The sequence below is a fragment of the Ensifer sp. ZNC0028 genome (assembly GCF_000799055.1).
Lineage (GTDB): Bacteria > Pseudomonadota > Alphaproteobacteria > Rhizobiales > Rhizobiaceae > Ensifer.
In genome coordinates, this window is the sequence record NZ_JTLA01000086.1 from 16,302 (window position 1) to 39,639 (window position 23,338).

21 protein-coding genes and 1 tRNA gene are annotated in these 23,338 nt (G+C 63.6%); 18 read left to right on the top strand and 4 right to left on the bottom strand.

Features of this window, described 5'->3' with window-relative positions:
- The first annotated feature begins 160 nt into the window (after window positions 1-160).
- The 4 genes from L981_RS19785 to L981_RS19800 all read left to right on the top strand — a co-directional run bounded on the left by L981_RS19785 (window position 161) and on the right by L981_RS19800 (window position 4,304).
- On the top strand, window positions 161-664 hold the full coding sequence (locus L981_RS19785; RefSeq protein WP_043620019.1) for a hypothetical protein: 504 nt from the start codon (window positions 161-163) through the stop codon (window positions 662-664).
- Between the two features lie 161 nt (window positions 665-825).
- A complete protein-coding gene (locus L981_RS19790) occupies window positions 826-1,959 on the top strand; it encodes a PspA/IM30 family protein (RefSeq protein WP_082006096.1) in 1,134 nt (377 codons plus the stop codon).
- A 5-nt stretch (window positions 1,960-1,964) separates the two neighbouring features.
- Window positions 1,965-2,594, top strand: coding sequence for an OB-fold-containig protein (locus tag L981_RS19795; RefSeq protein ID WP_043619967.1), 630 nt, complete (start codon window positions 1,965-1,967; stop codon window positions 2,592-2,594).
- Window positions 2,595-2,627: 33 nt separating this feature from the next.
- Entirely contained in the window at window positions 2,628-4,304 is a 1,677-nt protein-coding gene (locus L981_RS19800; protein WP_043619969.1) for a flotillin family protein, read from the top strand.
- Window positions 4,305-4,420: 116 nt separating this feature from the next.
- Here the strand turns inward: L981_RS19800 and L981_RS19805 are convergent, their stop codons facing one another.
- On the bottom strand, window positions 4,421-5,824 hold the full coding sequence (locus L981_RS19805) for an RtcB family protein (RefSeq protein ID WP_043620021.1): 1,404 nt from the start codon (window positions 5,822-5,824) through the stop codon (window positions 4,421-4,423).
- Between the two features lie 767 nt (window positions 5,825-6,591).
- Entirely contained in the window at window positions 6,592-8,148 is a 1,557-nt protein-coding gene (locus L981_RS19810; protein WP_043619971.1) for a TROVE domain-containing protein, read from the bottom strand.
- A 209-nt stretch (window positions 8,149-8,357) separates the two neighbouring features.
- Between L981_RS19810 and rtcR the strand changes: the two genes are divergently transcribed.
- Window positions 8,358-9,962, top strand: a complete 1,605-nt coding sequence (rtcR, locus tag L981_RS19815; protein ID WP_043619973.1) for an RNA repair transcriptional activator RtcR — start codon at window positions 8,358-8,360, stop codon at window positions 9,960-9,962.
- 126 nt (window positions 9,963-10,088) lie between these two features.
- On the opposite strand, the gene L981_RS19820 is transcribed toward rtcR, so the two are convergent.
- A tRNA-Ser gene (locus L981_RS19820) sits at window positions 10,089-10,178 on the bottom strand.
- 294 nt (window positions 10,179-10,472) lie between these two features.
- Between L981_RS19820 and rplU the strand changes: the two genes are divergently transcribed.
- The 4 genes from rplU to L981_RS19840 all read left to right on the top strand — a co-directional run bounded on the left by rplU (window position 10,473) and on the right by L981_RS19840 (window position 12,491).
- A complete protein-coding gene (gene rplU, locus L981_RS19825; RefSeq protein WP_034802644.1) occupies window positions 10,473-10,847 on the top strand; it encodes a 50S ribosomal protein L21 in 375 nt (124 codons plus the stop codon).
- A 33-nt stretch (window positions 10,848-10,880) separates the two neighbouring features.
- Entirely contained in the window at window positions 10,881-11,150 is a 270-nt protein-coding gene (rpmA, locus tag L981_RS19830) for a 50S ribosomal protein L27 (RefSeq protein WP_043619976.1), read from the top strand.
- A gap of 127 nt (window positions 11,151-11,277) precedes the next feature.
- Complete coding sequence (locus tag L981_RS19835) at window positions 11,278-11,910, top strand: GNAT family N-acetyltransferase (protein ID WP_043619979.1); 633 nt, start codon at window positions 11,278-11,280, stop codon at window positions 11,908-11,910.
- On the top strand, window positions 11,907-12,491 hold the full coding sequence (locus L981_RS19840; protein WP_043619981.1) for a GNAT family N-acetyltransferase: 585 nt from the start codon (window positions 11,907-11,909) through the stop codon (window positions 12,489-12,491). Before L981_RS19835 ends, L981_RS19840 begins: the two co-directional genes overlap by 4 nt.
- Window positions 12,492-12,534: 43 nt before the next feature.
- On the opposite strand, the gene L981_RS19845 is transcribed toward L981_RS19840, so the two are convergent.
- The gene (locus tag L981_RS19845) at window positions 12,535-13,395 is read right to left on the bottom strand and encodes an endonuclease/exonuclease/phosphatase family protein (protein WP_043619983.1); all 861 of its coding nucleotides are present in this window, start codon (window positions 13,393-13,395) and stop codon (window positions 12,535-12,537) included.
- Between the two features lie 136 nt (window positions 13,396-13,531).
- Here L981_RS19845 and obgE point away from each other — a divergent pair, with 136 nt between their 5' ends.
- From obgE to L981_RS19890, 9 genes are all read left to right on the top strand, one after another.
- On the top strand, window positions 13,532-14,554 hold the full coding sequence (obgE, locus tag L981_RS19850) for a GTPase ObgE (RefSeq protein ID WP_043619985.1): 1,023 nt from the start codon (window positions 13,532-13,534) through the stop codon (window positions 14,552-14,554).
- Between the two features lies 1 nt (window position 14,555).
- Window positions 14,556-15,725 (top strand): glutamate 5-kinase, encoded by a 1,170-nt coding sequence (gene proB, locus L981_RS19855; RefSeq protein ID WP_043619987.1) that lies wholly within the window; start codon window positions 14,556-14,558, stop codon window positions 15,723-15,725.
- On the top strand, window positions 15,718-17,001 hold the full coding sequence (locus L981_RS19860) for a glutamate-5-semialdehyde dehydrogenase (RefSeq protein ID WP_043620023.1): 1,284 nt from the start codon (window positions 15,718-15,720) through the stop codon (window positions 16,999-17,001). Before proB ends, L981_RS19860 begins: the two co-directional genes overlap by 8 nt.
- 37 nt (window positions 17,002-17,038) lie before the next feature.
- Window positions 17,039-17,626: a nicotinate-nucleotide adenylyltransferase gene (locus L981_RS19865; protein ID WP_052201894.1), complete on the top strand. Its 588-nt coding sequence runs from the start codon at window positions 17,039-17,041 to the stop codon at window positions 17,624-17,626.
- A 102-nt stretch (window positions 17,627-17,728) separates the two neighbouring features.
- Entirely contained in the window at window positions 17,729-18,160 is a 432-nt protein-coding gene (rsfS, locus tag L981_RS19870) for a ribosome silencing factor (protein ID WP_043619991.1), read from the top strand.
- A gap of 362 nt (window positions 18,161-18,522) precedes the next feature.
- Window positions 18,523-19,005 carry a 23S rRNA (pseudouridine(1915)-N(3))-methyltransferase RlmH gene (rlmH, locus tag L981_RS19875; protein ID WP_043619993.1) on the top strand — a complete coding sequence of 161 codons (483 nt, stop codon included), beginning with the start codon at window positions 18,523-18,525 and terminating at the stop codon, window positions 19,003-19,005.
- 159 nt (window positions 19,006-19,164) lie between these two features.
- Window positions 19,165-20,559 carry a murein hydrolase activator EnvC gene (locus L981_RS19880; RefSeq protein ID WP_043619995.1) on the top strand — a complete coding sequence of 465 codons (1,395 nt, stop codon included), beginning with the start codon at window positions 19,165-19,167 and terminating at the stop codon, window positions 20,557-20,559.
- Window positions 20,549-21,871: a S41 family peptidase gene (locus L981_RS19885; protein WP_043619997.1), complete on the top strand. Its 1,323-nt coding sequence runs from the start codon at window positions 20,549-20,551 to the stop codon at window positions 21,869-21,871. Before L981_RS19880 ends, L981_RS19885 begins: the two co-directional genes overlap by 11 nt.
- A gap of 246 nt (window positions 21,872-22,117) precedes the next feature.
- Window positions 22,118-23,332, top strand: coding sequence for a divergent polysaccharide deacetylase family protein (locus L981_RS19890; RefSeq protein WP_043619999.1), 1,215 nt, complete (start codon window positions 22,118-22,120; stop codon window positions 23,330-23,332).
- Window positions 23,333-23,338 lie beyond the last annotated feature (6 nt).

Here is a 23,338-nt window from a genome sequence, read left to right on the forward strand (position 1 = left end):
ATGTCCGGCAAAGGGCATCCTGCACGCAACGTTGCGTTACTCTCCCTGCGTTCCCTAATGAGGTCGGCCGACAAAGGATAGAGGATAGCGACCTATTTCGCTCGCGCCGGGCGGCCGAGCACGCTAGAGCATGTCGCGGACGATCGGTGCGGGAATGAGCATGTCGAAGAAAACCAAGAGCGACGAAACCGCGGACGTGCAGCGCCTGAAGCTCGATTTCCCTGATATCCATGCGGATCTCATCGCCGGGCGCATCCCGTCGCTGCGCAAGGCGCTTATCGTGGCAGGGCTCAAGGACGAGCGCACGCGCCTCGACAAGCTCAAGAATTCCTGGACCAAGGCAAGCCCGGCCGAGCGTGAAACGTTCCTCAATTGGCTGAGCAGCAACGGCGCCGCGGACGGGCTTGCTCCGCGCGCTCAGATCGATCCACCGCTTGCATCGCCCCCGGCGATTGCCAGCGGTCGCTACCTGCTTCCCGAAACGATCGCCGAAATCCGCGCGATCATGAACCGCCGCCGGATGCGGGCGAACGACATCATGGCCGAGATGGGATTTGCCGGCGACGACCTGTCCCTCACCCGCGCCCTGTCGAAGGGCGCGAGCCTGCGGCTCTCGGTGATTGCCGCGCTGGAAACCTGGCTGCGCAACAACGCGGCGGAATAAAACCCACCGGTCAATCGTCCGCGGTCAACGCCCCATTTCTCCGCCGCTGCAACCCGCATTGCCGGCGCCGCGACCGTTGCGCGCGTTCAGCAAAAGAAAATTGCAACTTAAACCTGAGCAGATCCTTGAAAGCACGAAAGCGGTGCTTTATGTTATTGCTCATGGCTCAGAGCAACCACACGTCGATCTTGTGCTACGACCTCGCGCCGGACGCAGACGCCAGACACGCGCTGGAAGAAACCTTCGTGGCCTACGCCGACATGCTGGCGATGCTCGATGAACTCGCCGGCGAAAAGGCCGGCGCCAACCTCGTAACGCTGCATGAACTTGCCTACGAAACGGTCCGGGAGCGCACCGGGCTTCCGGCACGCATGGTCACGCTCGGATTGCGTGACTTCGCCGCAAATCGCGGACAGCAGGCCAATGCCGGCCGGCTGCCGCTGGACGACAAGCTTTTTGCAATCAAGGGACCGTCGGATCTGACCGTTGCCACCGTGCGCGGTCGCGTCGCGATCCCATACGACGTCGCCGGTTATACGTCCGGCACCCTGAATATCTTCGCCGCCCAGCTCGTTGCGCAGGACGGCGGCTATCAGATCCACATCGGCGTCACCCCGCATTCCGACCGAACGGAGAAGAAAATGATGACGAATGAAGGCATCCTATCCCGCATGGGCCGCTTGATCGCCGGTCTCGCCAATGCCGCCGTCGACAAGGCGGAAGGCAGCAACAAGATCGTGATCGTCGAGCAGGCACTCCGCGAAATCGACGTGGCCGCCGAAGGGGCCCGCGTCGATATCGGCCAGGCGCGCGCCGAGGAGTATCGCATCCTCAGCCGCCGCGACGAAATCGGCGCCGATCTCGAAAAGCTGGACGAAAAGATCCGGACCGCGATCTCCGCCGCGCGAGAGGACCTCGCCAAGGCCGGCGTCGCCCGCCAGATCGACCTGGAATCGCAGCTGGCCGCGCTGGACAAGGCGCTTGCCGGCGCCCGCACTGATCTCGAAGAGGGCCAGCAGGCGCTGCAGGCGGTGCTCGCCACCCGCCGCGAGGCCGAGGCGCGGCTTGCCGATCTCAAGCGCAGCATCGCCCAATTCCCCGACAGCAAGGTTTCGGGCCTGGCGAAGCCCAGCCCGGTGGACGGTGCGGCCCGCGCCGCTGCCGCCGTCTCCCGCGCCACGGGGGTACCGGGCGGAGAACACAGCAGCAGCGCCGAGCTGGACGAACTCGACCGCCTGCATCGCGACCAGGCGATCGAGGCAAGGCTGGCCGCGCTCAAGGCAAAGCAGCACTAACGCCCATGCTGTTCTTCCTCGCCCCGGAATCCCTACCCTTCGCGGTTGCGGCGGTGATGTTGGCCGCCTTCACCGGCATCGAGCTCCTTTGCCTGCTGCTCGGCTTCTCGCTGGGCGAGGCGATCGACAAGGCCTGGCTGGACGACCACAACGCATTGGGCGGACTGATGTCCTGGTTCAATGTCGGCGGCGTGCCGCTGCTGGTCCTCCTGATGCTTTTCCTCGGCCTCTTCGCGATGACCGGCTTTGTCATCCAGGCGGTGGCCGGGGCCCTGTGGGCGCCGTTGCCGGCCCTTGTCGCGGCGCTGCCGGCCCTCGCCGTCTCGCTGCCTGCGGTTCGGATGTCGAGCCGATGGGTGGCAAAGATCGTGCCGCGTGACGAAAGCTATGCCGTCGATCTCGGTGACTTCGTCGGCCGCAGCGGCGAAGTCACCGTCGGCCCGCTGGACCAGGGTCTGCCGGGACGCATCCGCCTCAAGGACCGCCACGGCAACTGGCATGTGCTGCGCGCACGCGCCGCCCGCAACGAGCAACCGATCGCCATCGGCGCGCAGGTGCTCGTCGTCGATCGCGTTTCCAACATTTTCATTGCGATATCGGCGCCGGCAGACCTGCTGACGCCGCCCAATCCTTAATATTCCCTCGTCTTAAAGTCTCACGGAGCAACCATGTTTTATGAACTCTTGGTGCCGGCCGGCATCGGCATCGTCCTGATCCTCGGCATCGGCTTTGTTCTTGCATCGCTCTATACCCGCTCGAGCCGCGACGAAGCCTATGTGCGCACCGGCCTCGGCGGCCAGAAGGTGGTCCTCGACGGCGGCTCGATCGTGCTGCCGATCTTCCACTCGATCGCCCGCGTCAACCTCAAGACGCTGCGCCTCGAAGTCCGGCGCGGCGAAGGCGATGCGCTGATTACCAAGGACCGCATGCGCGTCGATATCGGCGCGGAATTCTACGTCCGCGTGAAGCCCGATGCCTCCTCGATCGCGCTGGCAGCCCAGACGCTCGGCGACCGCACCAACGACGCCGAGCAGCTGCGCGTGCTGATCGAGGCCAAGTTCGTCGACGGCCTGCGCTCGGTTGCCGCCACGATGAGCCTCGACGCGCTGCAGGAACAGCGCATGGATTTCGTCAAGGCGGTGCAGGAAGCCGTCGGCGCCGACCTGCAGTCGAACGGTCTCGAACTCGAATCCGTTTCGCTGACACGGCTCGACCAGACGGATATCAAGCACTTCAACGCCAACAACTTCTTCGACGCCCATGGTCTCGCAGCGCTGACCCGCATCACCGAGGGCCGCAAGAAGGAGCGCAACGAGATCGTGCGCGATACCGAAGTCGCGATCGCCCAGAAGGACCTGGAAGCCCGTCAGCAATCGCTGACGATCGAGCGCACCAAGCGCGAAGCGGAACTGAACCAGGAACGCGACATCGCCAACAAATCGGCCGCCACGCGCGCCGAAACCGCGCAGCAGGAACAGGCGGCCAAGCGCGCCGAGGAAGAAGCCCGCATCGCCGCCGAGCAGGCGATCGCCGAACGCGAGGCGCTTGCCAAGCAGGCGCGTGAAAGCGCCAACATCGACGCCACCCGCGCCGTGCAGCAGCGCGATACCGAAGCCCGCCGCGACCTGCAGATCGTTTCGCAGGAAAGCGCGATTGCCGTTGCCAACAAGAGCCGGGAAGAGTCCGAGGCCAAGGCCCAGGCTGAAACCGCCCGCGCGCTCGCCATTGCCGCGGAAGAAAAGGTGGAGACGGCAAAGGCCGTTGAAATCGCCGAACGCGAACGCCAGATCGCCGTCATCGACGCCCGCAAGAACGCCGAAACCGAAGCGACGGCCGTGACCGTTGGCGCGGAAGCCGAAAAGCAGGCGGCCCTCGACCAGGCCGATGCGATCAAGACGCTTGCCACCGCTGAGGCCGACGCCGCCATCATCAAGGCCAAGGGCGTACTCGAAACCGGCAAGGCCGCGGCCGAAAGCGAGGCGCTGCTCAACGACGCCCGCAACAAGCTGAGCTCCGCCATCATCGAGTTCGAGATCCTGCGCGAACGCATCCGCATCATTCCCGAAGCACTCGCCGAAGCGGTCAAGCCGATCGAGAAGATCTCGGACATCCGCATCTTCGACACCGGCGGCATGCTCGGCCGCAACGGCGGCGGCGACGGTGCTGCGAACGGCATCGGCCTTGGCGACGGCCTGGCGGGCCAGCTCCTGTCCTACCAGGCCAACAAGCCGATCGTCGACCAACTGCTGAAGGAAGCAGGCTTCAACGGCGAAAACGCGATCTCGTCGCTTCTTGGCAACCTACAGGCCCCGGCAGCACCGGCGGAGAAGACACCGAAGAAATGATGTGATCTGGCCTTCCCTGATCGATCTGACGGTCGGAGGGCAAAGCCGAACGGCCCGATCCTTCGGCAAAATGGAAGGAAGGCGGCAATCGCCGCCTTCCTCCTCGACATCTGATGCTAGCGGCGCTTCTTGCGCCAGGGCGCATCCTTCTGCCAGTCGCCCGCCATGATGCATCCGTAAGGGATCACCTCGTCGACGATGTCGGCAAGGCCGTACTCGGCGATCTGCTCCCGAACGGCCGCCGCGTTCTTGTAGGCGCTCGGCAACTCGGAGACGTCGGGGTGGCCGGAAAAGAAGCGTGCGTCGAGGCCGACGGTCTCGCGCTCCATGACGGCAGCGATGTTGTTCGGGCTGAGCCCGCGACCGTCTGCACCGAAATCGTCGCCGAGCCGGCGCATATGTGCCGTACGCGAAAAATTCCGACCGGCCCCGTGCGGCGAAAACCCGAGCCCGTGAGCCGCATTGGACCCGCGCACGATCAGGATCGGCTCCGCCATGTTGAGCGGAATGATCGTCAGATCGGTCGCATCGCCAGCCCACCCGTCAAAGGCGGGCGTTGCCCCCTTGCCGTGATAGAACAGGCCGTCGGATTTTCTGAAAACGAAGTTATGCTCGTTCCAGAAGCGATCGCCGACACGCGTAGCCAAGCGTTCCGCCGTCATGTCATGGATCGCGTAGTGGTTCTCCTTCGTCCACTGGCGGATCGTCTGCAATGCCGACCAGTACATTTCCCCCTCGTCGCTGTCGGCCGGAATCCAGGCATTGTCCCGGAGCGTTTCGGGCGACAGCTCCTCGCGGAACCGGTTGGCGATCTTCATGCCGCGATCGTAGAGCCGCGCGCCGGGGGCACGCGATCCGTGATGCGTGACGAGCGCCGTCTCGCCGGTCGACTTCATCTGTCCGACATAGGCAAAGTGGTTGCCGTCACCCTGGGTGGCGAAGTGGTCGATGCCGATGCTGATGAAATCCTTCAACAACGGGTTTTCCTCAAACGCCGACAGGGTCGCTTCCGAAGGCTTGATCTGGGAGCCGCGCGGACGACCACCCGGACCGAAATGCGTCACCGCATGCACGGCATCGAGCAACGCCTTCGGGGCCACGCCCGGAAAGATGGAGATCGCCATCGAGCAGCAGATATCGGCCGAATGCATGCCCGGATGGATCGCTTCGGACGCGACCACGCCGCCAACCGGGATCGTTCCGACCGGCCCGGACGGGCAGGCGTCAGGCATGATCGCCGCCGACCGCACGACCGGCGTGCGGGCGAGCTCGCGCATGGTCGCGCGCACCTTTTCGATATTCTCCTGTTCGTGGGCGTTCTCGGCGCGGATGTTCATGTGGATCGGCACGTCGTTGGCGGCCTTCAGCGGCAGGGTCGGCCCCGGCTGATAGCCGCGAGCGATTTCCAGCGCAGCGGTCATGGAGCTGCCGGCGCTAAGCGCCCTGTTGGCGGCGTCCAGCGCATCGCGAAACCACTTGCCCTGGCTCATGCCGGCATCGATCAAATCCTGTCCGCTCATTATCTCGGTCATCTTCTTTTCTGCGTTCGCAGTCCTTCTGTGCTCTTTGTTTCATCTTGTCCCCAACCGACAAACGTAGGCCGGAAACATTGCCGCTCGCATTCCACGGTCGTGGCGCGATGCGACCCAACTGTGTCTCCAGCGGCATTCGCCGTGGGTCGTCTCCCGGCGACGAGTTTTGGCAGGACGGTTTGCTGAGCTACGCTCCGCCTTTCGGGGAAGCGGGATGACTTGAACATCCGACCTGCCCGCCGAAACCGGCGAGCCGCTCTACCTGTAGTCCTGCCGGCATTCGCCGGGCATTTCACGCCCGCGAGGCGGGCGTCATTGAAAGCCATGCAGCGGCGACGAGGGTGGACGAAACCGGATGGCCCCGCTCGTGCCAGAGAGCGTATGCCGAGGAGGAGTCGAACCTGCCAGGCCATCCAGTTGTGGTGGCGATGTAGTTCCGTCCGGCATTCGCCGCTGCATTCGGCCATGGCGACAAGTGATTGAGAAACGCCCCGCTACCGAAGGGATGCGTGATCCCTTGCAGGATTCGAACCTGCCGCGGCCATGTAGTTCCTCTTGCATTCGCCATGTCTGTGGTCCGTGACGACGAGGTGTGGTGAAACGTCCTGCTCTATCCGCTGAGCTACGGGTCCACAAAGTGGGGGACCCGACGGGATTCGAACCCGCGACCTGGAGATTAACGATCTGTAGTTTCAACCGGCATTCGTCACGGTCCCCCGCGCCGTTCACGGCGGCGCGAGGGTATTGCCTTGTTTTTAAAGTTCGGTCGCCTCGATGGTTTTCACCCAACCGTCCGCTCCGTTGGTGCCGGCAGCAAAGGACGCGATGACCCCATAGACGGCATCCGAGAAGCCGCCGATGTTGAGAACGTCGTCCCGTGTCGGCGCCTGCGTCGTGGCATAGGGCTGGATGTCGAGGCAGACCAGCTTCGCAGCCGGGTTGACCCGCTTGATCCTTGCCCATTCCTCCATGACCGCCGTTGCATGACCGCCCCGGGTCGCATCCACCCAGGATTCGTTGTCCGAGATGAAAACGACGAGATCGACCTCGGCCTTCTCATTTGCGAGCGCCCTCAACGGTGCGGAGCAGTTCGTTCCGCCACCGCCGACGGCAACCAGTTTCTCGGCATTGGTCATGACCGTGTCTCGCCGGTTGAGGCTGACGTTCACCACGTTGTTCGCGAACGGCAACACGCGTGCTTGCGGGTTGCGCTGCAGGAATGCGGCCGTCATCAGCGCGGCAACGTCGATGCAACGAACCGCGGATGTGGCGCCCTGGCGGTAGCCGGTGACGGACGAACCCATCGAGCCGGAAACATCCGGGCACAACACCACATGGCCGGCGAGCGACGGCACATTGCCGATGGCGATGTCCATCGCGTCCTGCAATGCGTCTCGCACGACTTCCGGCACCTGACCGTCGACCATCTTCCACGCCATCATCAACTGATAGGGGAAGACCTTCGACCTATGGATCTCGTCCGGATCCGCCAGGCGCCGAGCGATCGCCTCGGCGACCCCTTCCACCTCGAACACGCCGTTGCGCGCGAAGGTGTTGAGGTTCTGCCGCAGCATCTGCCAGCCGCCCTTGACTGCGATCTCGACCCAATGCTCCCGCGTCAGGGCAAGAGACGTCAGCAACTGGAACGGAACGTCCGGCAGCGGCTGTGTCTGGTCGCGCCTGAAGGCCTGCAGCGCTTTCACCACGTCCGGCAGCGCCGCGTAATCGTGCGGCTTGCCGAGCGCCCAGGCATAGAACGCCTGTCGCTCCGGCGTGGCCGGCCGCGGGTGAACCATACGGATCACATCGGCCAAGGATGGATCGTTGCCCACCATCGCCCTGAGGACCTGCATCGTGCTGGCGTGCTCCAGCCAGGCCTGCACCGCCTTCTTCGGCCGCGTGCCGAGCGACTTGCGCCCTGCCGCGCCCGAACGCATCACCTGTACGAAGCCGCGCAGCATCTTGCCGCTCTTGACCACACGCGGGAATGCGCAGGCAAAGACGTCGCTTTGCAGGCTCGAAAGCAGGGACAGCAGCATCACCGGCATATCCTTCATGTGACCACGCTCGGCGGCATAGACTGCCACCTTGGCAACGAATTCCGGCTCGACCTCGACTGCCAGCGCCCTGACCGCCTCGAGCTGTTCTGCGCCGTCAGCGTAAAACGTGCCGTTGAAGGTTCCCGTCACCGCATACTGCGCCAGCGCTTCGCGCGGGGTCAGCCTATAGGCCGGCGCGGCTGCGTGGTTTTTCGTGTCCGTGCCCGGAAGCAATTTTCCGAGATAGGTTTTGAAGATCGCCTTGTTGACCATGACGGCACCTCTTGTTCGTTTCATGCCAGATACAATTCAAGAGGCGTGCCAGTTTCAAAAACTCCGCAGAAAAATCGGTCTCCGCTTATTCATGGCATTGTTTTAAAACGATAAAAATTTTCGGCGGCGAATTTCGACGAAAATTTGCGAAACGACGCAACGCAAGATATCTTATCCAAAAATATACGCTTTTATAAACTTGGATAACAATGAAACGTCGTGTCGTCATCAGCATCCTGGGAACCACGCTCGACGTGGGCAAATGGGAGGACCGCTGGAACCGCTGGCGGCCCAATGTCGGGCTATGCCAACAGCCCGGGCTTTTCGTCGACCGACTGGAACTGATCCACGACAATCACGCCTCGCCGCTGGCCCGGCGGATCATCGGCGACATCGAAACCGTATCGCCGGCCACGCAAGTGCGCAGCAACACAATCAATTTCCGCGATCCCTGGGATTTCTCGGAGGTCTATACCAGCCTCAGGGACTTTGCCCGCAGCTATGCCTTCGACCCGGATGCCGAAGACTATCTCATCAACATCACCACCGGCACGCACGTGGCGCAGATCTGCTGGTTCCTGCTCACCGAAGCCCGCATCATTCCCGCCCGACTGCTTCAATTGTCGCCACCGCGCGACCGGGAGCCGGGCCAGGATTTCGCCGGCACGCACCGGATCATCGACCTGGACCTGTCGCGCTACGACGAGATCGCCAAACGCTTTGCCTCGGAACGTGAGGACGCCGCCTCTTTCCTGAAATCGGGCATCTCGACCCGCAACGTCGCCTTCAACCGGATGATCGACGAAATCGAACGCGTGGCGATCCGCTCGACCGCGCCCGTTTTGCTGACCGGACCGACCGGCGCCGGAAAATCGCAGCTTGCCCGCCGTATCTATGAACTGAAGAAATCGGAGCGGAAGGCCAGCGGCGCCTTCGTCGAAGTCAATTGTGCGACACTCAGGGGCGACCAGGCGATGTCGACCCTGTTCGGGCACGTGAAAGGCGCCTTCACGGGGGCCGCCACCGAACGGGCCGGCCTGCTCAAATCGGCGGACCAGGGCGTGCTCTTCCTCGACGAGATCGGCGAACTCGGCCTCGACGAACAGGCCATGTGCCTGCGGGCGATCGAGGAGAAACGCTTCCTGCCGGTCGGGGCCGACCGGGAAGTTTCCGCGGACTTCCAGCTTCTCGCCGGCACGAACCGCGACCTCGGCGCGGAGGTCGCCAAGGGGAGGTTCCGCGAAGACCTCTATGCGCGCCTCAATCTCTGGACATTTCGACTGCCGGCCCTGCGCGAACGCCGGGAGGATATAGAGCCCAATCTGGAGTTCGAACTGAAACGCTTTCTCGAACGCGAGGGCGAGAACATCACCTTCAACAAGGAAGCCCGCGAACGCTATCTGGCCTTTGCAACCGGGCCTCAGGGCGTCTGGAATGCCAATTTCCGCGACCTCTCGGCCTCCGTCACCCGGATGGCAACGCTGGCGCCACACGGACGCATCACGACTGATGTCGTCGATGACGAAGTCCAACGCCTGAACGCGTTCTGGCACACGTCATCGGTCAAGGACGCAAACGATGCAACCCTTCAGGACCTGCTCGGCACGGAAGCCGCCGCTCGCCTCGACCGCTTCGACGCCGTTCAACTCTCCGCCGTCATCCACGCCTGCCGCGAACACCCGACGCTCAGCGCCGCCGGCCGCGCCCTGTTCGCTCAGTCACGGCTGGAAAAGAAAAGCAGCAACGACGCCGACCGCCTGAGCAAATACCTGGCGCGCTTCGACATCAGATTCGACGACCTAAGACGGAGCTAGGTGGTTGCGGGCGAAACATTACGGCGCCCTCAGGCATGCGCGCGGCAGACCAGTAAGAACCACATATTCAAGAACAAAGGAGATTGCCGCAGAGGCATCAAAAAACTCCGAAACCGGAGTTCAGCATGGCGGAGAGGGTGGGATTCGAACCCACGGTACGGTTGCCCGTACGCCGCATTTCGAGTGCGGTGCTTTCGACCACTCAGCCACCTCTCCGCTTTGCTGGTCGGCGCTTGTTCGGCGCGGTCGGGTTCATAGCGGCAGATTCGGGTGCTGGCAAGGGCCTTGTTTGAAGAATATGTAACGGCCCCGTTGCTTTCGCCTTGACACACCTGTGCAAATCCTTGTAATCCGCGCAATGAAGTGGTGTGGCCTAGCTCACCGCATCGGGTGTGATTTGCGCCCATTCACCGGTGGATATCCGAAAAGGAGATCCACTCAACTGTCGACTGAGAAAAAGACGGCCTTGTCTTCGGGCAGAGAGCCGGATCGAACATGAAAGGATAAAAAATGTTCGCAGTCATCAAGACCGGCGGTAAGCAGTACCGCGTGGCCGCCAACGACGTCCTCACCATCGAAAAGCTGGAAGGCGTTGCAGGCGACAAGATCGAATTCACCGAGATCCTGATGGTCGGCGTCGGCGCCGATGCAACCATCGGTGCTCCGTTCGTTGAAGGCGCCGTAGTCAGCGCTGAAGTTGTTGAGCAGGGTCGCGCCAAGAAGGTCATCGCCTTCAAGAAGCGTCGCCGCCAAAACTCCAAGCGTTCGCGCGGTCACCGCCAGCACCAGACGACCGTCCGCATCCTGGACATCGCTGCTGCCGGTGGCAAGGCAAAGAAGGCTTCGAAGAAGTCTGAAGCTGCCGCTGAAGCCGCTGCAAACTGAGTTCAGGGATCTAAGGTTTAAAGGAGAACACCAATGGCACACAAAAAAGCTGGCGGTTCGTCGCGTAACGGTCGCGATTCTGAGTCCAAGCGCCTTGGCGTGAAGAAGTTCGGCGGCGAGCAGGTCATCGCCGGCAACATTATTCTGCGTCAGCGCGGCACCAAGTGGCATCCGGGCGCCAATGTCGGCCTCGGTAAGGACCACACGATTTTTGCACTTACGGCCGGCAACGTGAACTTCCGTACGAAGGCCAATGGCCGCGTGTACGTGTCTGTAATGCCGAAAGCCGAAGCAGCGGAATAAGCCGGTAGCGCTCTAAAACAGCCGGCGTCTCATCGACCCGGCTGACGCACCTGATGGTTCCAAGCCAGACTTCAAAGGGGAGATGGGGCAATACCCAACTCCCCTTTTGTCGTTTCTGGAGGAAACCATGCAAACCGAACTGTTGAGGGAAGACCAATCACGGTCTCCCGAACAAAGGCTGCGGCCCCAACGGTCAAGGACCGATTGCCCGATATTGTTGTCACCCCGGCTCGTTCTGCGCGCGCCCCATGAAGACGATATCGACGCCCTTGCCCATCTTGCCAACAATGCCAATGTCGCGACCATGGTTTCGCGCATGCCGCACCCGTATACGACGGCCGACGCCGCCGACTTCGTGCGACGCGCGAAAGCCGGCACGATTGGCAAGTGCGTCTACGCGATTACCAAAGCGGACAATGGCGCATTTCTCGGTTGCTGCGGTATCGAGCCGCATCCCGACGGCAAGACGGCGGAACTCGGCTACTGGCTGGGCGAGCCTTACTGGAACCAGGGTTATGCCACCGAGGCGGCCCAGGTCCTGACCGACATGGCCTTCCGCACCCGCGACATCGACCAGATCGATGCGCGCTGCCGGGTCATGAACCTGGCATCGCGCCGGGTCATCCAGAAGTGCGGCTTCCAGTTCCAGGGAAGCGGCATGGTCGGCAGCCTGGCACTCGGCGGCTCGATATCAGTCGAATGGTACCGGCTCGACCGCAAGACCTGGGTCTCCTTGAGAAGCTGGGGAGGCATGCGATGAACGCGCTCGCTTCCGAACGCCAGCGGGTCGTTGCCCGCCCCGGTCCCGGCCCCTGCCCGGTCATCGAGACCAAGCGCCTGGTCCTGCGCCCGCACCGACGCAACGACGCCGAGGCGATCGCCCAGTCGCTCGGCGATTTCCAGGTGGCGCGCATGCTGGCGCGCGTTCCGGCACCCTACGATCAGCAGGACGCGCTCGACTGGTTGACGGCGCAGACCTCGGGGCTGACGCCCGACTGGACCTTCGCCGTCACCACCGGTGACGACGTGCATATCGGCTGCGTCGGCATCGAGCTCCGTCACGGCCAATGGCACGTCGGTTACTGGCTGAACCGCTTCTACTGGGGCAAGGGCTTTGCCTCTGAGGCGGCCTATGCGGCCGTCGAGCGCTTCTTCCGTCGCATGCCCGAAACGACCCTGCATTCCGGCGTTTTTGCCGACAATCCGGGATCGCTGAAGGTGCAGGAGAAGATCGGCTTCCAGATCACCGGCTGCACTCAGGTCTATGCGCTCGCGCGCAACGCCATGGTTGCCCATATCGAGACGCGGCTGACCGCCGCCGATCTGCGCCGACCGCACTGAAGAACATCCCCGCGAAGCTCGGGCTTCGCGGGGACTTTTTCTGTCATGCGAGCGTGAAACCGACAGGCAGGTGGTCGGAACCCTTGGCCTCATAGTCGGTCCAGGCATCGGCGAGACGGGACGCAAGGCCCGCGCTTACGAAACAATAGTCGAGATGCATGCGTTTTTCGGGGTTTTCGGGATGGATCCAGCTATAGCTTTCCGGTGTCAGTCGGCCGAGATGGGCAGCCGCATCGACCGGGTTTTCAAGTCGAAGCGAGCGGCCGTAGAAGGCGTCGCGCGAACCGGCCATGGCGCAATATTCCGGGCTCTCCGGCTGCATGTTGAAGTCGCCCATGACGACGAAATCTTCGGGGTGCGGCGGCTCGGCAAGGCCGAAGTCGGCTGCTCCGGTGATCGCGCCGCCTTCGAGCGGATAACCGAGCAGCCGATCCTTCATGTAGCGGATCTGGGCGATGCGTTCGGCCGGCAGCACGTGATCGAGATGCACGGAATAGACCCGAAGCGGACCAGCGGGGGTCACGATCAGCGCTTCGGTCGCCCCGCGCTGCAGGTTCATCGGGCTGATCGTGCGGGTGCGCGGCAAGGGGATGAGCCTCGTCGCAAGGATTGGCCAGCGCGACAGGATCATGTTGCCGAACTGGAAGCGGCGGCTGACGGCGCGTCCATCCTCGATCGCCGAACCGATGTCGATGTCGCAGGGCGCATGGAAGGCGGAGAAATGGCCGGGAAACAGCCTTTCGAAGCGGGTGACGAGATCGACATGGCCGTTGCGGTGAAAGCCACGCGTCACTTCCTGAAGCGCAATGATGTCGGCGTCCCCGATCGAAGCGGCGATCCGTTCGGGATCAAAGCGGCCGTCGAGGCCGATGCCGTATTGGATGTTGTAGCTGACGAAGCGCACGATATTCTTTGACCTCCGAATAAACCGCCTATATCGATGGCGGCAAATTACAGCGCCGTGCATCCTTTAGGACCTGCAAAGGTCGCTGTAACACTTTCTAAGACCACGCACTTACACCGAACCAGATGGCAGCCCAATGAAATTTCTCGACGAAACGAAAGTCTATATCCGCTCCGGCGACGGTGGCGCAGGCGCCGTCTCGTTCCGGCGCGAGAAGTTCATCGAGTTCGGCGGACCGGACGGCGGCGACGGCGGCCGTGGCGGCGATGTCTGGGTGGAGGCCGTCAACGGCCTCAACACCCTCATCGACTTCCGCTACCAGCAGCACTTCAAGGCCAAGACCGGCCAGCACGGCATGGGCCGCAACCGCACAGGTGCCGGCGGCGACGACGTGACGCTGAAGGTACCGGTCGGCACCCAGATCTTCGAAGAAGACAACGAGACCTTGATCGTCGACATGGTTGCCGAAGGCCAGCGCTACCGGCTGGCCGCCGGCGGCAACGGCGGCTTCGGCAACGCTCATTTCAGGTCTTCGACCAACCAGGCGCCGAACTGGGCCAACCCCGGCCTCGAAGGTGACGAGAAGACGCTGTGGCTGCGGCTGAAGCTGATCGCCGATGCCGGTCTCGTCGGGCTGCCGAACGCCGGCAAGTCGACCTTCCTTGCCGCCTGCACCCGCGCGCGGCCGAAGATCGCCAACTATCCGTTCACGACGCTGCATCCCAATCTCGGCGTCGCCACCATCGACGGCAACGAGTTCATCATCGCCGACATTCCGGGCCTCATCGAAGGCGCGCATGAGGGTGTGGGCATCGGCGACCGTTTCCTCGGTCATGTCGAGCGCACCCGCGTGCTGCTCCATCTCGTCTCCGCCCAGGAAGAAGATGTCGCCAAGGCCTATAAGACCGTCAGGCACGAACTCGAAGCCTATGGCGGCGGCCTCGAAGACAAGCCGCAGATCGTGGCGTTGTCGCAGATCGACGTGCTCGACGAGGACGAACTGAAGGTGAAGGCCAAGGCGCTGGCGAAGGCCTGTGGAGAGCAGCCCCTGCTGCTGTCCGCCGCGGTCGGCAAGGGCATGACCGAAGCGCTGCGGGCATTGCGCAGCGTCATCGTCGCCGCCAAGGCCGGTGAAGGCTTCGGCGAGGAGAACCTCTGAGATGACCAAGACCCGCAAGCCGCTTTTGAAGTATCGCCGGGTCGTCATCAAGATCGGGTCGGCATTGCTGGTCGACCGCGCCACCGGGCTGAAGAAAGCCTGGCTCGACGCCATGTGCGCTGACATCGCCGGCCTCAAGGCCAAGGGCGTCGAAGTGCTGGTCGTCTCCTCGGGCGCAATCGCGCTCGGCCGCACCGTACTCAATGTGCCCTCGGGCGCACTGAAGCTGGAGGAAAGCCAGGCCGCCGCCGCCGTCGGCCAGATCGCCTTGGCGCGGGCTTGGTCGGAGAGCCTTTCGACCGATGCCATCGTCGCCGGCCAGGTGCTTTTGACGCTGGGCGACACGGAAGAGCGCCGCCGGTATTTGAACGCCCGCGCCACCATCAACCAGTTGCTGAAGCTCGGCGCCGTGCCGATCATCAACGAGAACGATACGGTCGCCACCACCGAAATCCGCTATGGCGACAACGATCGCCTCGCCGCCCGCGTCGCCACCATGGTCGGCGCCGATTTGCTGGTGCTGCTCTCCGATATCGATGGGCTCTACACGGCCCCGCCGCATCTCGACCCGGACGCCCGCTTCCTCGAAACGATCGCCGAGATCACGCCCGAAATCGAGGCGATGGCCGGTGGTGCGGCATCCGAGCTTTCGCGCGGCGGCATGCGCACCAAGATCGATGCCGGCAAGATCGCCACGACCGCCGGCTGCGCCATGATCATCGCATCGGGCAAGCCCGACCATCCGCTCGCGGCGATCGAAGACGGTGCCCGCTCGTCCTGGTTCGCCCCATCAGGCTCGCCGGTAACCGCGCGCAAGACCTGGATTGCCGGGCAATTGCTGCCGGCCGGAACGCTCCGCGTCGATGCCGGTGCCGAAGAGGCGCTGCGCTCGGGCAAGAGCCTGCTGCCGGCCGGTGTCCGTGACGTGACGGGCAGCTTCAGCCGCGGCGACACGATCGCCATTCTCGGCACCTCCGGCCGCGAGATCGCCCGTGGTCTTGCCGGCTACGATGCCGACGAGGCCCGCCAGATCGCCGGCAAGAAATCGGCCGAAATCGCCGCGATCCTCGGCTACGCCGGCCGCGCCGCCATGGTGCACCGCGACGATATGGTGATGACCGGAAAACGCGCTGAGGCCGAGAGCAGCCGGAAGGATGAAGTCCATGCTTGACGAGGCGAAGAACAGGCAAGACGTCGAAAGCGTCATGCTGGAGATCGGCCGCAACGCCAAGGCCGCCAGCCGACCGCTCGCCATCGCCAGCGCCGAACGCAAGCATGCCGCCCTGATCGCCATGGCCGACGCGGTCGTCGCCCGAACGGACGCAATCCTGGCCGCCAATGCGATCGACCTTGAAAACGCCCGCGAAAGCGGCGTTGCCGCCTCTTTCATCGATCGCCTGACGCTGAGCGAAAGCCGCATCCGCGACATGGCGAGCGGCATTCGTGCGATTGCCGAGTTCAAGGATCCGGTCGGTGACGTCATTGCCGAATGGGATCGCCCGAACGGACTGCATATCGAGCGCGTGCGCACGCCGCTCGGCGTCATCGGCGTCATCTATGAAAGCCGGCCCAACGTGACGGCTGACGCCGGCGCGCTCTGCCTCAAGGCCGGCAATGCCGTGATCTTGCGGGGCGGGTCCGACAGCTTCCATTCTTCGGGCGCGATCCACGCCTGTCTAGTCGAGGGGCTGAAGGCCGCCGGTCTGCCCGAACATGCGATCCAGATGGTCCCGGTCGCCGACCGCGCCGCCGTCGGCGCCATGCTTTCGGGTCTTGGCGGCACGATCGACGTCATCGTTCCCCGCGGCGGCAAGAGCCTGGTGGCTCGCGTGCAGAACGAGGCGCGCGTGCCGGTCTTTGCCCATCTCGAAGGGCTCTGCCACATCTATGTCGACGCCTCGGCCGACCTTGCGATGGCGGAGAAGATCGTCGTCAATGCCAAGATGCGCCGCACCGGTATCTGCGGTGCTGCCGAAACGCTGCTGATCGACCGCAACGACGCCGACCGGCTGGTCAAGCCGTTGCTGAACGCGCTGCTGGCAGCGGGCTGCGAAGTCCGCGTCTCCGACGAACTCGCAGGCACCGTCGACGGGTTGAAGGCGGCCAAGGACGAGGACTGGGCGACGGAATATCTCGACGCGATCATCTCGGTGAAGCTGGTCGATGGCATTTCGGGCGCCATCGAACACATCACCACCTGGTCGTCGGCACATACGGAAGCGGTGATTGCCGAGGACCCGGAGGTCGTCGAGCGCTTCTTCTCGGAAATCGATTCCGCGATCCTCTTGCACAACGCCTCGACCCAGTTTGCCGATGGCGGCGAATTCGGCATGGGCGGCGAGATCGGCATCGCCACGGGCAAGATGCATGCGCGCGGCCCGGTCGGCGTCGAACAGTTGACCTCCTTCAAGTATCGGGTGCGTGGTGCTGGACAGGTCAGGCCCTGAGGTGACGGCGGGCAAGGTCAACGCCCGCTACCTGCGCATGCCCCATGTCGAAGACGGCATGGTGGTCGGCCTTTTCGGCGGATCCTTCAATCCGCCGCATGAAGGCCATGTGCTTGTTGCCGACACCGCGATCCAACGGCTCGGGCTCGACCAGCTCTGGTGGATCGTCACGCCCGGCAATCCGCTGAAAGACCACAACAATCTGGCGCCGCTTGCCGACCGCATCGCCATGAGCGAGGAGATCGCGCGTAACCCGCGCATCAAGGTGACCGCTTTCGAAAAGGCGCTTGGGCAGAGCTATACCGCCCGCACGCTCGAGATCGTGCAGGCGCGCAACCGCGACATTCGCTTCGTCTGGATCATGGGCGCCGACAACCTGAAAAGTTTCCACCGCTGGCAGAACTGGCAGAAGATCGCCCGCACCTTCCCGATCGCCGTCATTGATCGGCCGGGCTCGACGCTCGCCTATCTCTCCTCGCGCATGGCGAAAACCTTCGACTATGCCCGCATCGACGAGGACGATGCGCGGCGCCTCCCCTTCCACCGCGCGCCCGCCTGGACCTTCATCCATGGACCGCGCTCATCGATGAGCTCGACGGCGCTGCGCGCCGCCGGTGGAGTATGATTTCCTGGGATTCAGTTCTGCTGTCTTGAAACAGCTACGGTTTGATGCCTACATTCATGGACGGTTCGATCTTTGTTCGAATCGAAAGTGCCTGTTCTGTTCATGTGGAAAGGAAAGACCCTGACAACAGCACACGCCAAGGGATATGCGATTACCGCATTCCCGCGCAGCACGGGATCTAGCGACGAAGCCGCTGTCCGTGCGCTTCAACTGGTCCTCGAGAGCCTAGAGGACTCGAAGGCAGAAGACATCGTCAGCATCAACATTGCCGGTAAGTCGGCGCTGGGAGACTTCATGGTCGTTGTCTCCGGGCGATCGAACAGGCATGTGATGGCCATAGCCGATCACCTGACGACCGACCTGAAAGACGGGGGCTTTGGCAATGCCCGTGTCGAAGGTCTGGAAGGTGGTGACTGGGTGCTGATCGACACCGGTGATGTGATCGTTCACATCTTCCGGCCGGAAATCCGGGAGTTCTACAACATCGAGAAGATGTGGGCGGCTCCCGAGATCGAGGACGGCACCTTGCATTGAGACCGACCGGGTCGCCGCGCAGCTAAATGCCGGACGAGCCGAGTTGCGGTCATGCATGAATGTGAAGGGCTGGCGCCGCCTTGGGCGGCGTTGTCAGCCGGATGTTTGTTGCGACTGATCGTAACTTTCAGGCCCGTCAACCGGACAAGGCGCGCAGCGGCGCTGCAAGGCTCCAGGAACGCGGCATAAGATTTTCCTTGAATCGACCCGATTTCAGGAACTATGCAGTGCGCGTTGCAGCACTACAGCGCCGCGCGTCTTGTCGGACGCGCAAAGGACGCTGTAGCACTTTGAATCGCTTCATGTTTCCTTTAATCGGCTGCGACTAAAGGAAACATGCAGTAGCGAGGACGGACAAGGTCATGCGTATCGGACTTTTCGCAGTCGGCCGCCTCAAGGCGGGGCCGGAAAAGGATCTTGCGGCCCGTTATCTCGATCGCTTCTCCAAGGCCGGTCCAGCGATCGGGCTTGAGCTTTCCCGCGTCGTCGAGGTCAACGAAAGCCGCGCTTCGAACGCCGAGACGCGCAAGCGCGAGGAAGCCGCACAGCTCGAAAAGGCGCTGGCCGAAGGCAGCCTGCTCGTGCTTCTGGACGAACGCGGCAAGGCGCTGGATTCGGAAGGCTTCGCATCGCTTCTCGGAACATTCCGCGACAGCGGCAAGCGCGACCTGATGGTCGCGATCGGTGGCGCCGATGGTCTCGATCCGAGCCTCCACGCCCGCGCCGATGCGGTGCTCAACCTTGGGAAGATGACCTGGCCGCACCAGCTCGTGCGCATCCTGATCGCCGAACAGCTCTACCGCGCCGTCACCATTCTCTCCGGTCACCCCTATCATCGGGTCTGAAGCGACGGGACCGCCGCGCCGGAAGCGGCAACCGCTACACGCCGCGATAACGAGAATATGCTTGGTCGTGCGCGCCAAATCAGATTAGGTTTTTTCCTCATATTTTCGGATGGACGCACGCAACGGATGACGCCCCGAGGCAGGACCAGCGTTTTCGGCATGGGAAGAGACGACGCAGGACGGCTTGCCCGTAGAGCGGCGGCCTTTGCGCTTGCGCTTGCAATCGGCCTGCCGGCGAGCGCCCAGGAGGCCACGCCGCCCGCCGCCGGGACCGGTCAGGAACAGGGGCCACCCGATCCCGCCGCCGACCTCACGCTTCGCCGCAACAGCACGCGCAGCGAACTGGATGCGCTCTCCAAGACGATCACGCTTTCCCAGGAGCGCGCCAATGCGCTGACGGAAACCATTGCCGAGATCGACAAGACCAACGAGGCGCTGCGCGCCGCGATCGTCGAGTCCGCGAAGAAGCGCCAGGATCTCGAACAGCAGATCGTCGACGGCGAGAAGAAACTGAGCGACCTGAGAACCAAGGAAGATACGGTCCGCCGCTCGCTGCGCTCCCGCCGCGGTGTGCTTGCCGAGGTGCTCGCCGCCCTGCAGCGAATGGGACGCAACCCGCCACCGGCGATCCTGGTGACGCCCGAGGATGCGCTCGGCTCCGTGCGTAGCGCAATCCTGCTTGGCGCCGTCGTGCCCGGCCTGCGCAAGGAAACCGAAAACCTGGTGGCCGACCTCAAGGCGCTCGCCGATATCCGCGCCGGCATCGACCGGCAGCGCGAAGACCTGACGGCGGCCATGACCGCCAATGTCGAGGAAGAGCGCCGCATGTCGATGCTCGTCGCCGAGAAGGAGAAGCTGCGTCAGTCGAGCGCCACCGAGCTTGCCGCCGAGCAGCGCAAGGCGCAGGAGCTGGCCTCGCAGGCGACCAATCTCCAGGGCCTGATCGGCTCGCTCGAGGATCAGATCTCCTCCGTTCGCGAGGCCGCCGAAGCGGCCCGCGCGCAGGAGGAAGAACGCCGGCGCATGAGCGAGGCCGAGCGCGAAGCGGCACGGGAATTGGCCCGCAACGCGGTGCCTGACAAAAACCGCATTGCGCCCGCATATGTGTTTTCGGAGCTGAGGAACAAGCTTGCCTATCCGGCTGCGGGATCGCTGTTGCGCAAATTCGGCGATGCAGACGGCACGGGGCATTCCCTGCAAGGGATCATGTTGGAAACCAATCCCGGCGCGCTGGTGACCGCGCCGTCAGATGGCTGGATCGTCTATGCAGGCAATTTCCGCAGTTATGGACAGATGATCATTCTCAACCCGGGCGACGGCTATCACGTCGTGCTTTCGGGGATGGAGAAGGTGAGCGTGCAGACTGGGCAGTTCGTCGTGGCCGGAGAACCGCTGGCGACGATGGGCGCAAAAAGAGTGGCGAGCGCTGCGGCCTTGGCGCTGGAAACGGACCGGCCGACGCTTTACATTGAATTCCGAAAAGACGGAAAACCGGTTGATTCCCGACCTTGGTGGACCGCAGCAGAGGTTGGAAAGGCGCGAAATGATACGTAGGGCTTCACTTGTTCTGGTCGGGGCGCTGATGGGCGCGACCGCGATGGGCGTGGTTTATTCGGCTGTCGTTCCGGCCGTCGCTGCCAACACCTCGACCTACCGCGAACTGGCAATCTTCGGCGACGTTTTCGAACGCGTGCGGGCGCAATACGTGACGCCGCCGCAGGACGACAAGCTGATCGAGAACGCCATCAACGGCATGCTTTCCTCGCTCGACCCGCATTCGAGCTACATGAACTCGGCCGACGCCGAGGACATGCGCACCCAGACCCGCGGTGAATTCGGCGGCCTCGGCATCGAAGTGACGATGGAAGACGATCTCGTCAAGGTCACGAGCCCGATCGACGACACGCCCGCAGCGCGCGCCGGCGTGCTTGCCGGCGACTTCATTTCCAAGATCGACGGTGCGGATGTTCGCGGCCTGAAGCTCGAGGACGCGGTCGAAAAGATGCGCGGCGCCATCGGCACTCCGATCAAGCTGACGATCCTGCGCAAGGGCGCGGACAAGCCGATCGAACTGACGATCGTCCGCGACGTCATCGCCGTTCGCGCGGTCAAGTTCCGCACCGAAGGCGACGTCGGCTACCTGCGCGTTATCTCGTTTACCGAGAAGACCTACGATGACCTGAAGAAGGGCATCGAGAAGATCAAGGCGGAAGTGCCGGCCGACAAGCTGAAGGGCTACGTGCTCGACCTGCGCCTCAACCCGGGCGGTCTGCTCGACCAGGCGATCAACGTCTCCGACGCCTTCCTGGAGCGCGGCGAAGTCGTTTCGACCCGCGGCCGCAACCCGGACGAGACCCGCCGCTTCAACGCCACGCCGGGCGACCTGACCGATGGCAAGCCGGTGATCGTGCTGGTCAATGGCGGCTCGGCTTCCGCTTCGGAAATCGTTGCCGGCGCGCTGCAGGACCTGAAGCGTGCGACCGTGCTCGGCACTCGCTCCTTCGGCAAGGGTTCGGTCCAGACGATCATCCCGCTCGGCGAAGCCGGTGCGCTGCGTCTGACGACCGCGCTCTACTACACGCCGTCGGGCAAATCGATCCAGGGCACGGGCATCACGCCCGACATCAAGGTCGAACAGCCGCTTCCGCCGGAACTGCTCGGCAAGGTCGAGGCTCAGGGCGAGTCCGATCTGCGCGGCCACATCCAGGGCCAGAGCGAAACCGACGAAGGCTCCGGCTCGGTCGCCTATGTTCCGCCGGAAACCAAGGACGACCTGCAGCTGAACTACGCGCTCGACCTTCTGCGCGGCAAGAAGACGGACCCGTCCTTCCCGGCGAGCCCCGAACAGGCGCAGCTGAAGAAGTAAGCCTGACAGACACGAAACAAAGCGCCGCATGTTCACCCGAACATGCGGCGCTTTGCGTTTGGCCACATGGCTGGGCCGGCCGATGCACTGGTCAAGCCTTCGCCACTAAATTATAGGGTTAGCAAGCGCTGCCGCGGCCACTGATTCTTCGAAGGCATACGGCGTGCGACGGGAGAGGATCGGCACGCGTCCTGGCGCCGGCCTCGCTCCAGCGGCAACATCCCACAGCTCGACCGAGGCTCCGTTTTGGGAACTGATCTCAATGCACCGCTCGGCCAGAACCGGCGGGCCAAGCCAGCGTCGAAGCGCAATCCCCGGCGGCTGCTCGGGTTTTCTCTTGCCGGCCTTTGCATCGCCGCGGTGATTGGCCTTTCCGCCTGGAACACGCTTTTGCCGGACGGTTTGCGGCGTAATCCCGCGTCGCCGGTCGCAACCGTCGAGAAGGCGAAGAGCGCGGGCGACAAGGCATCCAACCCGGAAAGCGGGCGGACGGGCGTCGGCTCCGGAACGATGACGCCGGGAACGGCCTATTCCGGCGCCGATGTCGAGCGCACGCTCACCGACGACGGCTCCACCGTCACGACGTTCTCGCCACGCAGCCGCGACGGCAAGGGCCCCGCACTGATCAATGTCGGTCCGATCCGCGGCCAGGATCCGCGCATGGCGGCGATGCCCAATGACGACCTGCTGGAAGAAAGCCCCGCCGGGCGCCTGCCGATCATCGGCCCCGACGGTCTGCGTCCGCTCGATCAATATGCACGCCCCTGGTCGGGTGCGCGCGGCACGCGCATCGCACTCGTCGTCGGCGGGCTCGGCCTCAGCCAGACGGGAACGCAGAAGGCGATCCGTGACCTGCCGGGCGAGGTGACGCTCGGCTTTGCCACGGCCGGAAACAGCCTGCAGCGCTGGATGCAGGAAGCACGCCGAAGCGGCCACGAGATCCTGTTGCAGCTTCCGATGGAGCCGTTCGACTATCCGGCCAACGATCCCGGCCCCAATGCGCTGCGCGTCGGCCTGAGCGAAAAGAAGAACCTCGCGGAACTGCACCGCAACCTCGCCGAGATCACCAATTATACCGGCGTCATGAATTATCTTGGCGGCCGCTTCCTGTCCGATGCCGATGCGCTGGAGCCGGTTATGCGCGATCTCGGCAAGCGCGGCCTGCTGTTCCTCGACGATGGCACCTCGGCGCAGTCGCTGTCCGGCAAGCTTGCCGGCGCCTTCGACGTGCCGCACGGCTTTGCCGACCTGACGCTCGACAGCGAACTCAGCCGCGGCGCGATCCTGCGCAAGCTCGACGAACTCGAGCGCATCGCGCGCCGCAACGGTACGGCCATCGGCGTCGCTTCCGCCTTCGACGAAAGCGTCGGTGCGATTGCCTCCTGGGTCAGCGAGGCGCAGGCCCGCGGCATCGAGATCGTCGGCGTTTCCGCGCTCGTCAAGGATCCGCAACAGAACTAGCTTAAA

Excerpts from the sequence above, each read along its gene's own strand:
- rpmA (WP_043619976.1), top strand. The coding sequence starts at position 10,881 with ATGGCACACAAAAAAGCTGGCGGTTCGTCGCGTAACGGTCGCGATTCT.
- proB (WP_043619987.1), top strand. The coding sequence starts at position 14,556 with ATGACCAAGACCCGCAAGCCGCTTTTGAAGTATCGCCGGGTCGTCATC.
- L981_RS19790 (WP_082006096.1), top strand. The coding sequence starts at position 826 with ATGGCTCAGAGCAACCACACGTCGATCTTGTGCTACGACCTCGCGCCG.
- L981_RS19860 (WP_043620023.1), top strand. The coding sequence starts at position 15,718 with ATGCTTGACGAGGCGAAGAACAGGCAAGACGTCGAAAGCGTCATGCTG.
- L981_RS19865 (WP_052201894.1), top strand. The coding sequence starts at position 17,039 with ATGCCCCATGTCGAAGACGGCATGGTGGTCGGCCTTTTCGGCGGATCC.
- L981_RS19810 (WP_043619971.1), bottom strand. The coding sequence starts at position 8,148 with ATGGTCAACAAGGCGATCTTCAAAACCTATCTCGGAAAATTGCTTCCG.
- L981_RS19805 (WP_043620021.1), bottom strand. The coding sequence starts at position 5,824 with ATGAGCGGACAGGATTTGATCGATGCCGGCATGAGCCAGGGCAAGTGG.
- rplU (WP_034802644.1), top strand. The coding sequence starts at position 10,473 with ATGTTCGCAGTCATCAAGACCGGCGGTAAGCAGTACCGCGTGGCCGCC.
- rlmH (WP_043619993.1), top strand. The coding sequence starts at position 18,523 with ATGCGTATCGGACTTTTCGCAGTCGGCCGCCTCAAGGCGGGGCCGGAA.
- L981_RS19840 (WP_043619981.1), top strand. The coding sequence starts at position 11,907 with ATGAACGCGCTCGCTTCCGAACGCCAGCGGGTCGTTGCCCGCCCCGGT.
- rtcR (WP_043619973.1), top strand. The coding sequence starts at position 8,358 with ATGAAACGTCGTGTCGTCATCAGCATCCTGGGAACCACGCTCGACGTG.
- L981_RS19880 (WP_043619995.1), top strand. The coding sequence starts at position 19,165 with ATGGGAAGAGACGACGCAGGACGGCTTGCCCGTAGAGCGGCGGCCTTT.
- L981_RS19835 (WP_043619979.1), top strand. The coding sequence starts at position 11,278 with ATGCAAACCGAACTGTTGAGGGAAGACCAATCACGGTCTCCCGAACAA.
- L981_RS19795 (WP_043619967.1), top strand. The coding sequence starts at position 1,965 with ATGCTGTTCTTCCTCGCCCCGGAATCCCTACCCTTCGCGGTTGCGGCG.
- L981_RS19800 (WP_043619969.1), top strand. The coding sequence starts at position 2,628 with ATGTTTTATGAACTCTTGGTGCCGGCCGGCATCGGCATCGTCCTGATC.
- rsfS (WP_043619991.1), top strand. The coding sequence starts at position 17,729 with ATGTGGAAAGGAAAGACCCTGACAACAGCACACGCCAAGGGATATGCG.
- L981_RS19885 (WP_043619997.1), top strand. The coding sequence starts at position 20,549 with ATGATACGTAGGGCTTCACTTGTTCTGGTCGGGGCGCTGATGGGCGCG.
- obgE (WP_043619985.1), top strand. The coding sequence starts at position 13,532 with ATGAAATTTCTCGACGAAACGAAAGTCTATATCCGCTCCGGCGACGGT.
- L981_RS19785 (WP_043620019.1), top strand. The coding sequence starts at position 161 with ATGTCGAAGAAAACCAAGAGCGACGAAACCGCGGACGTGCAGCGCCTG.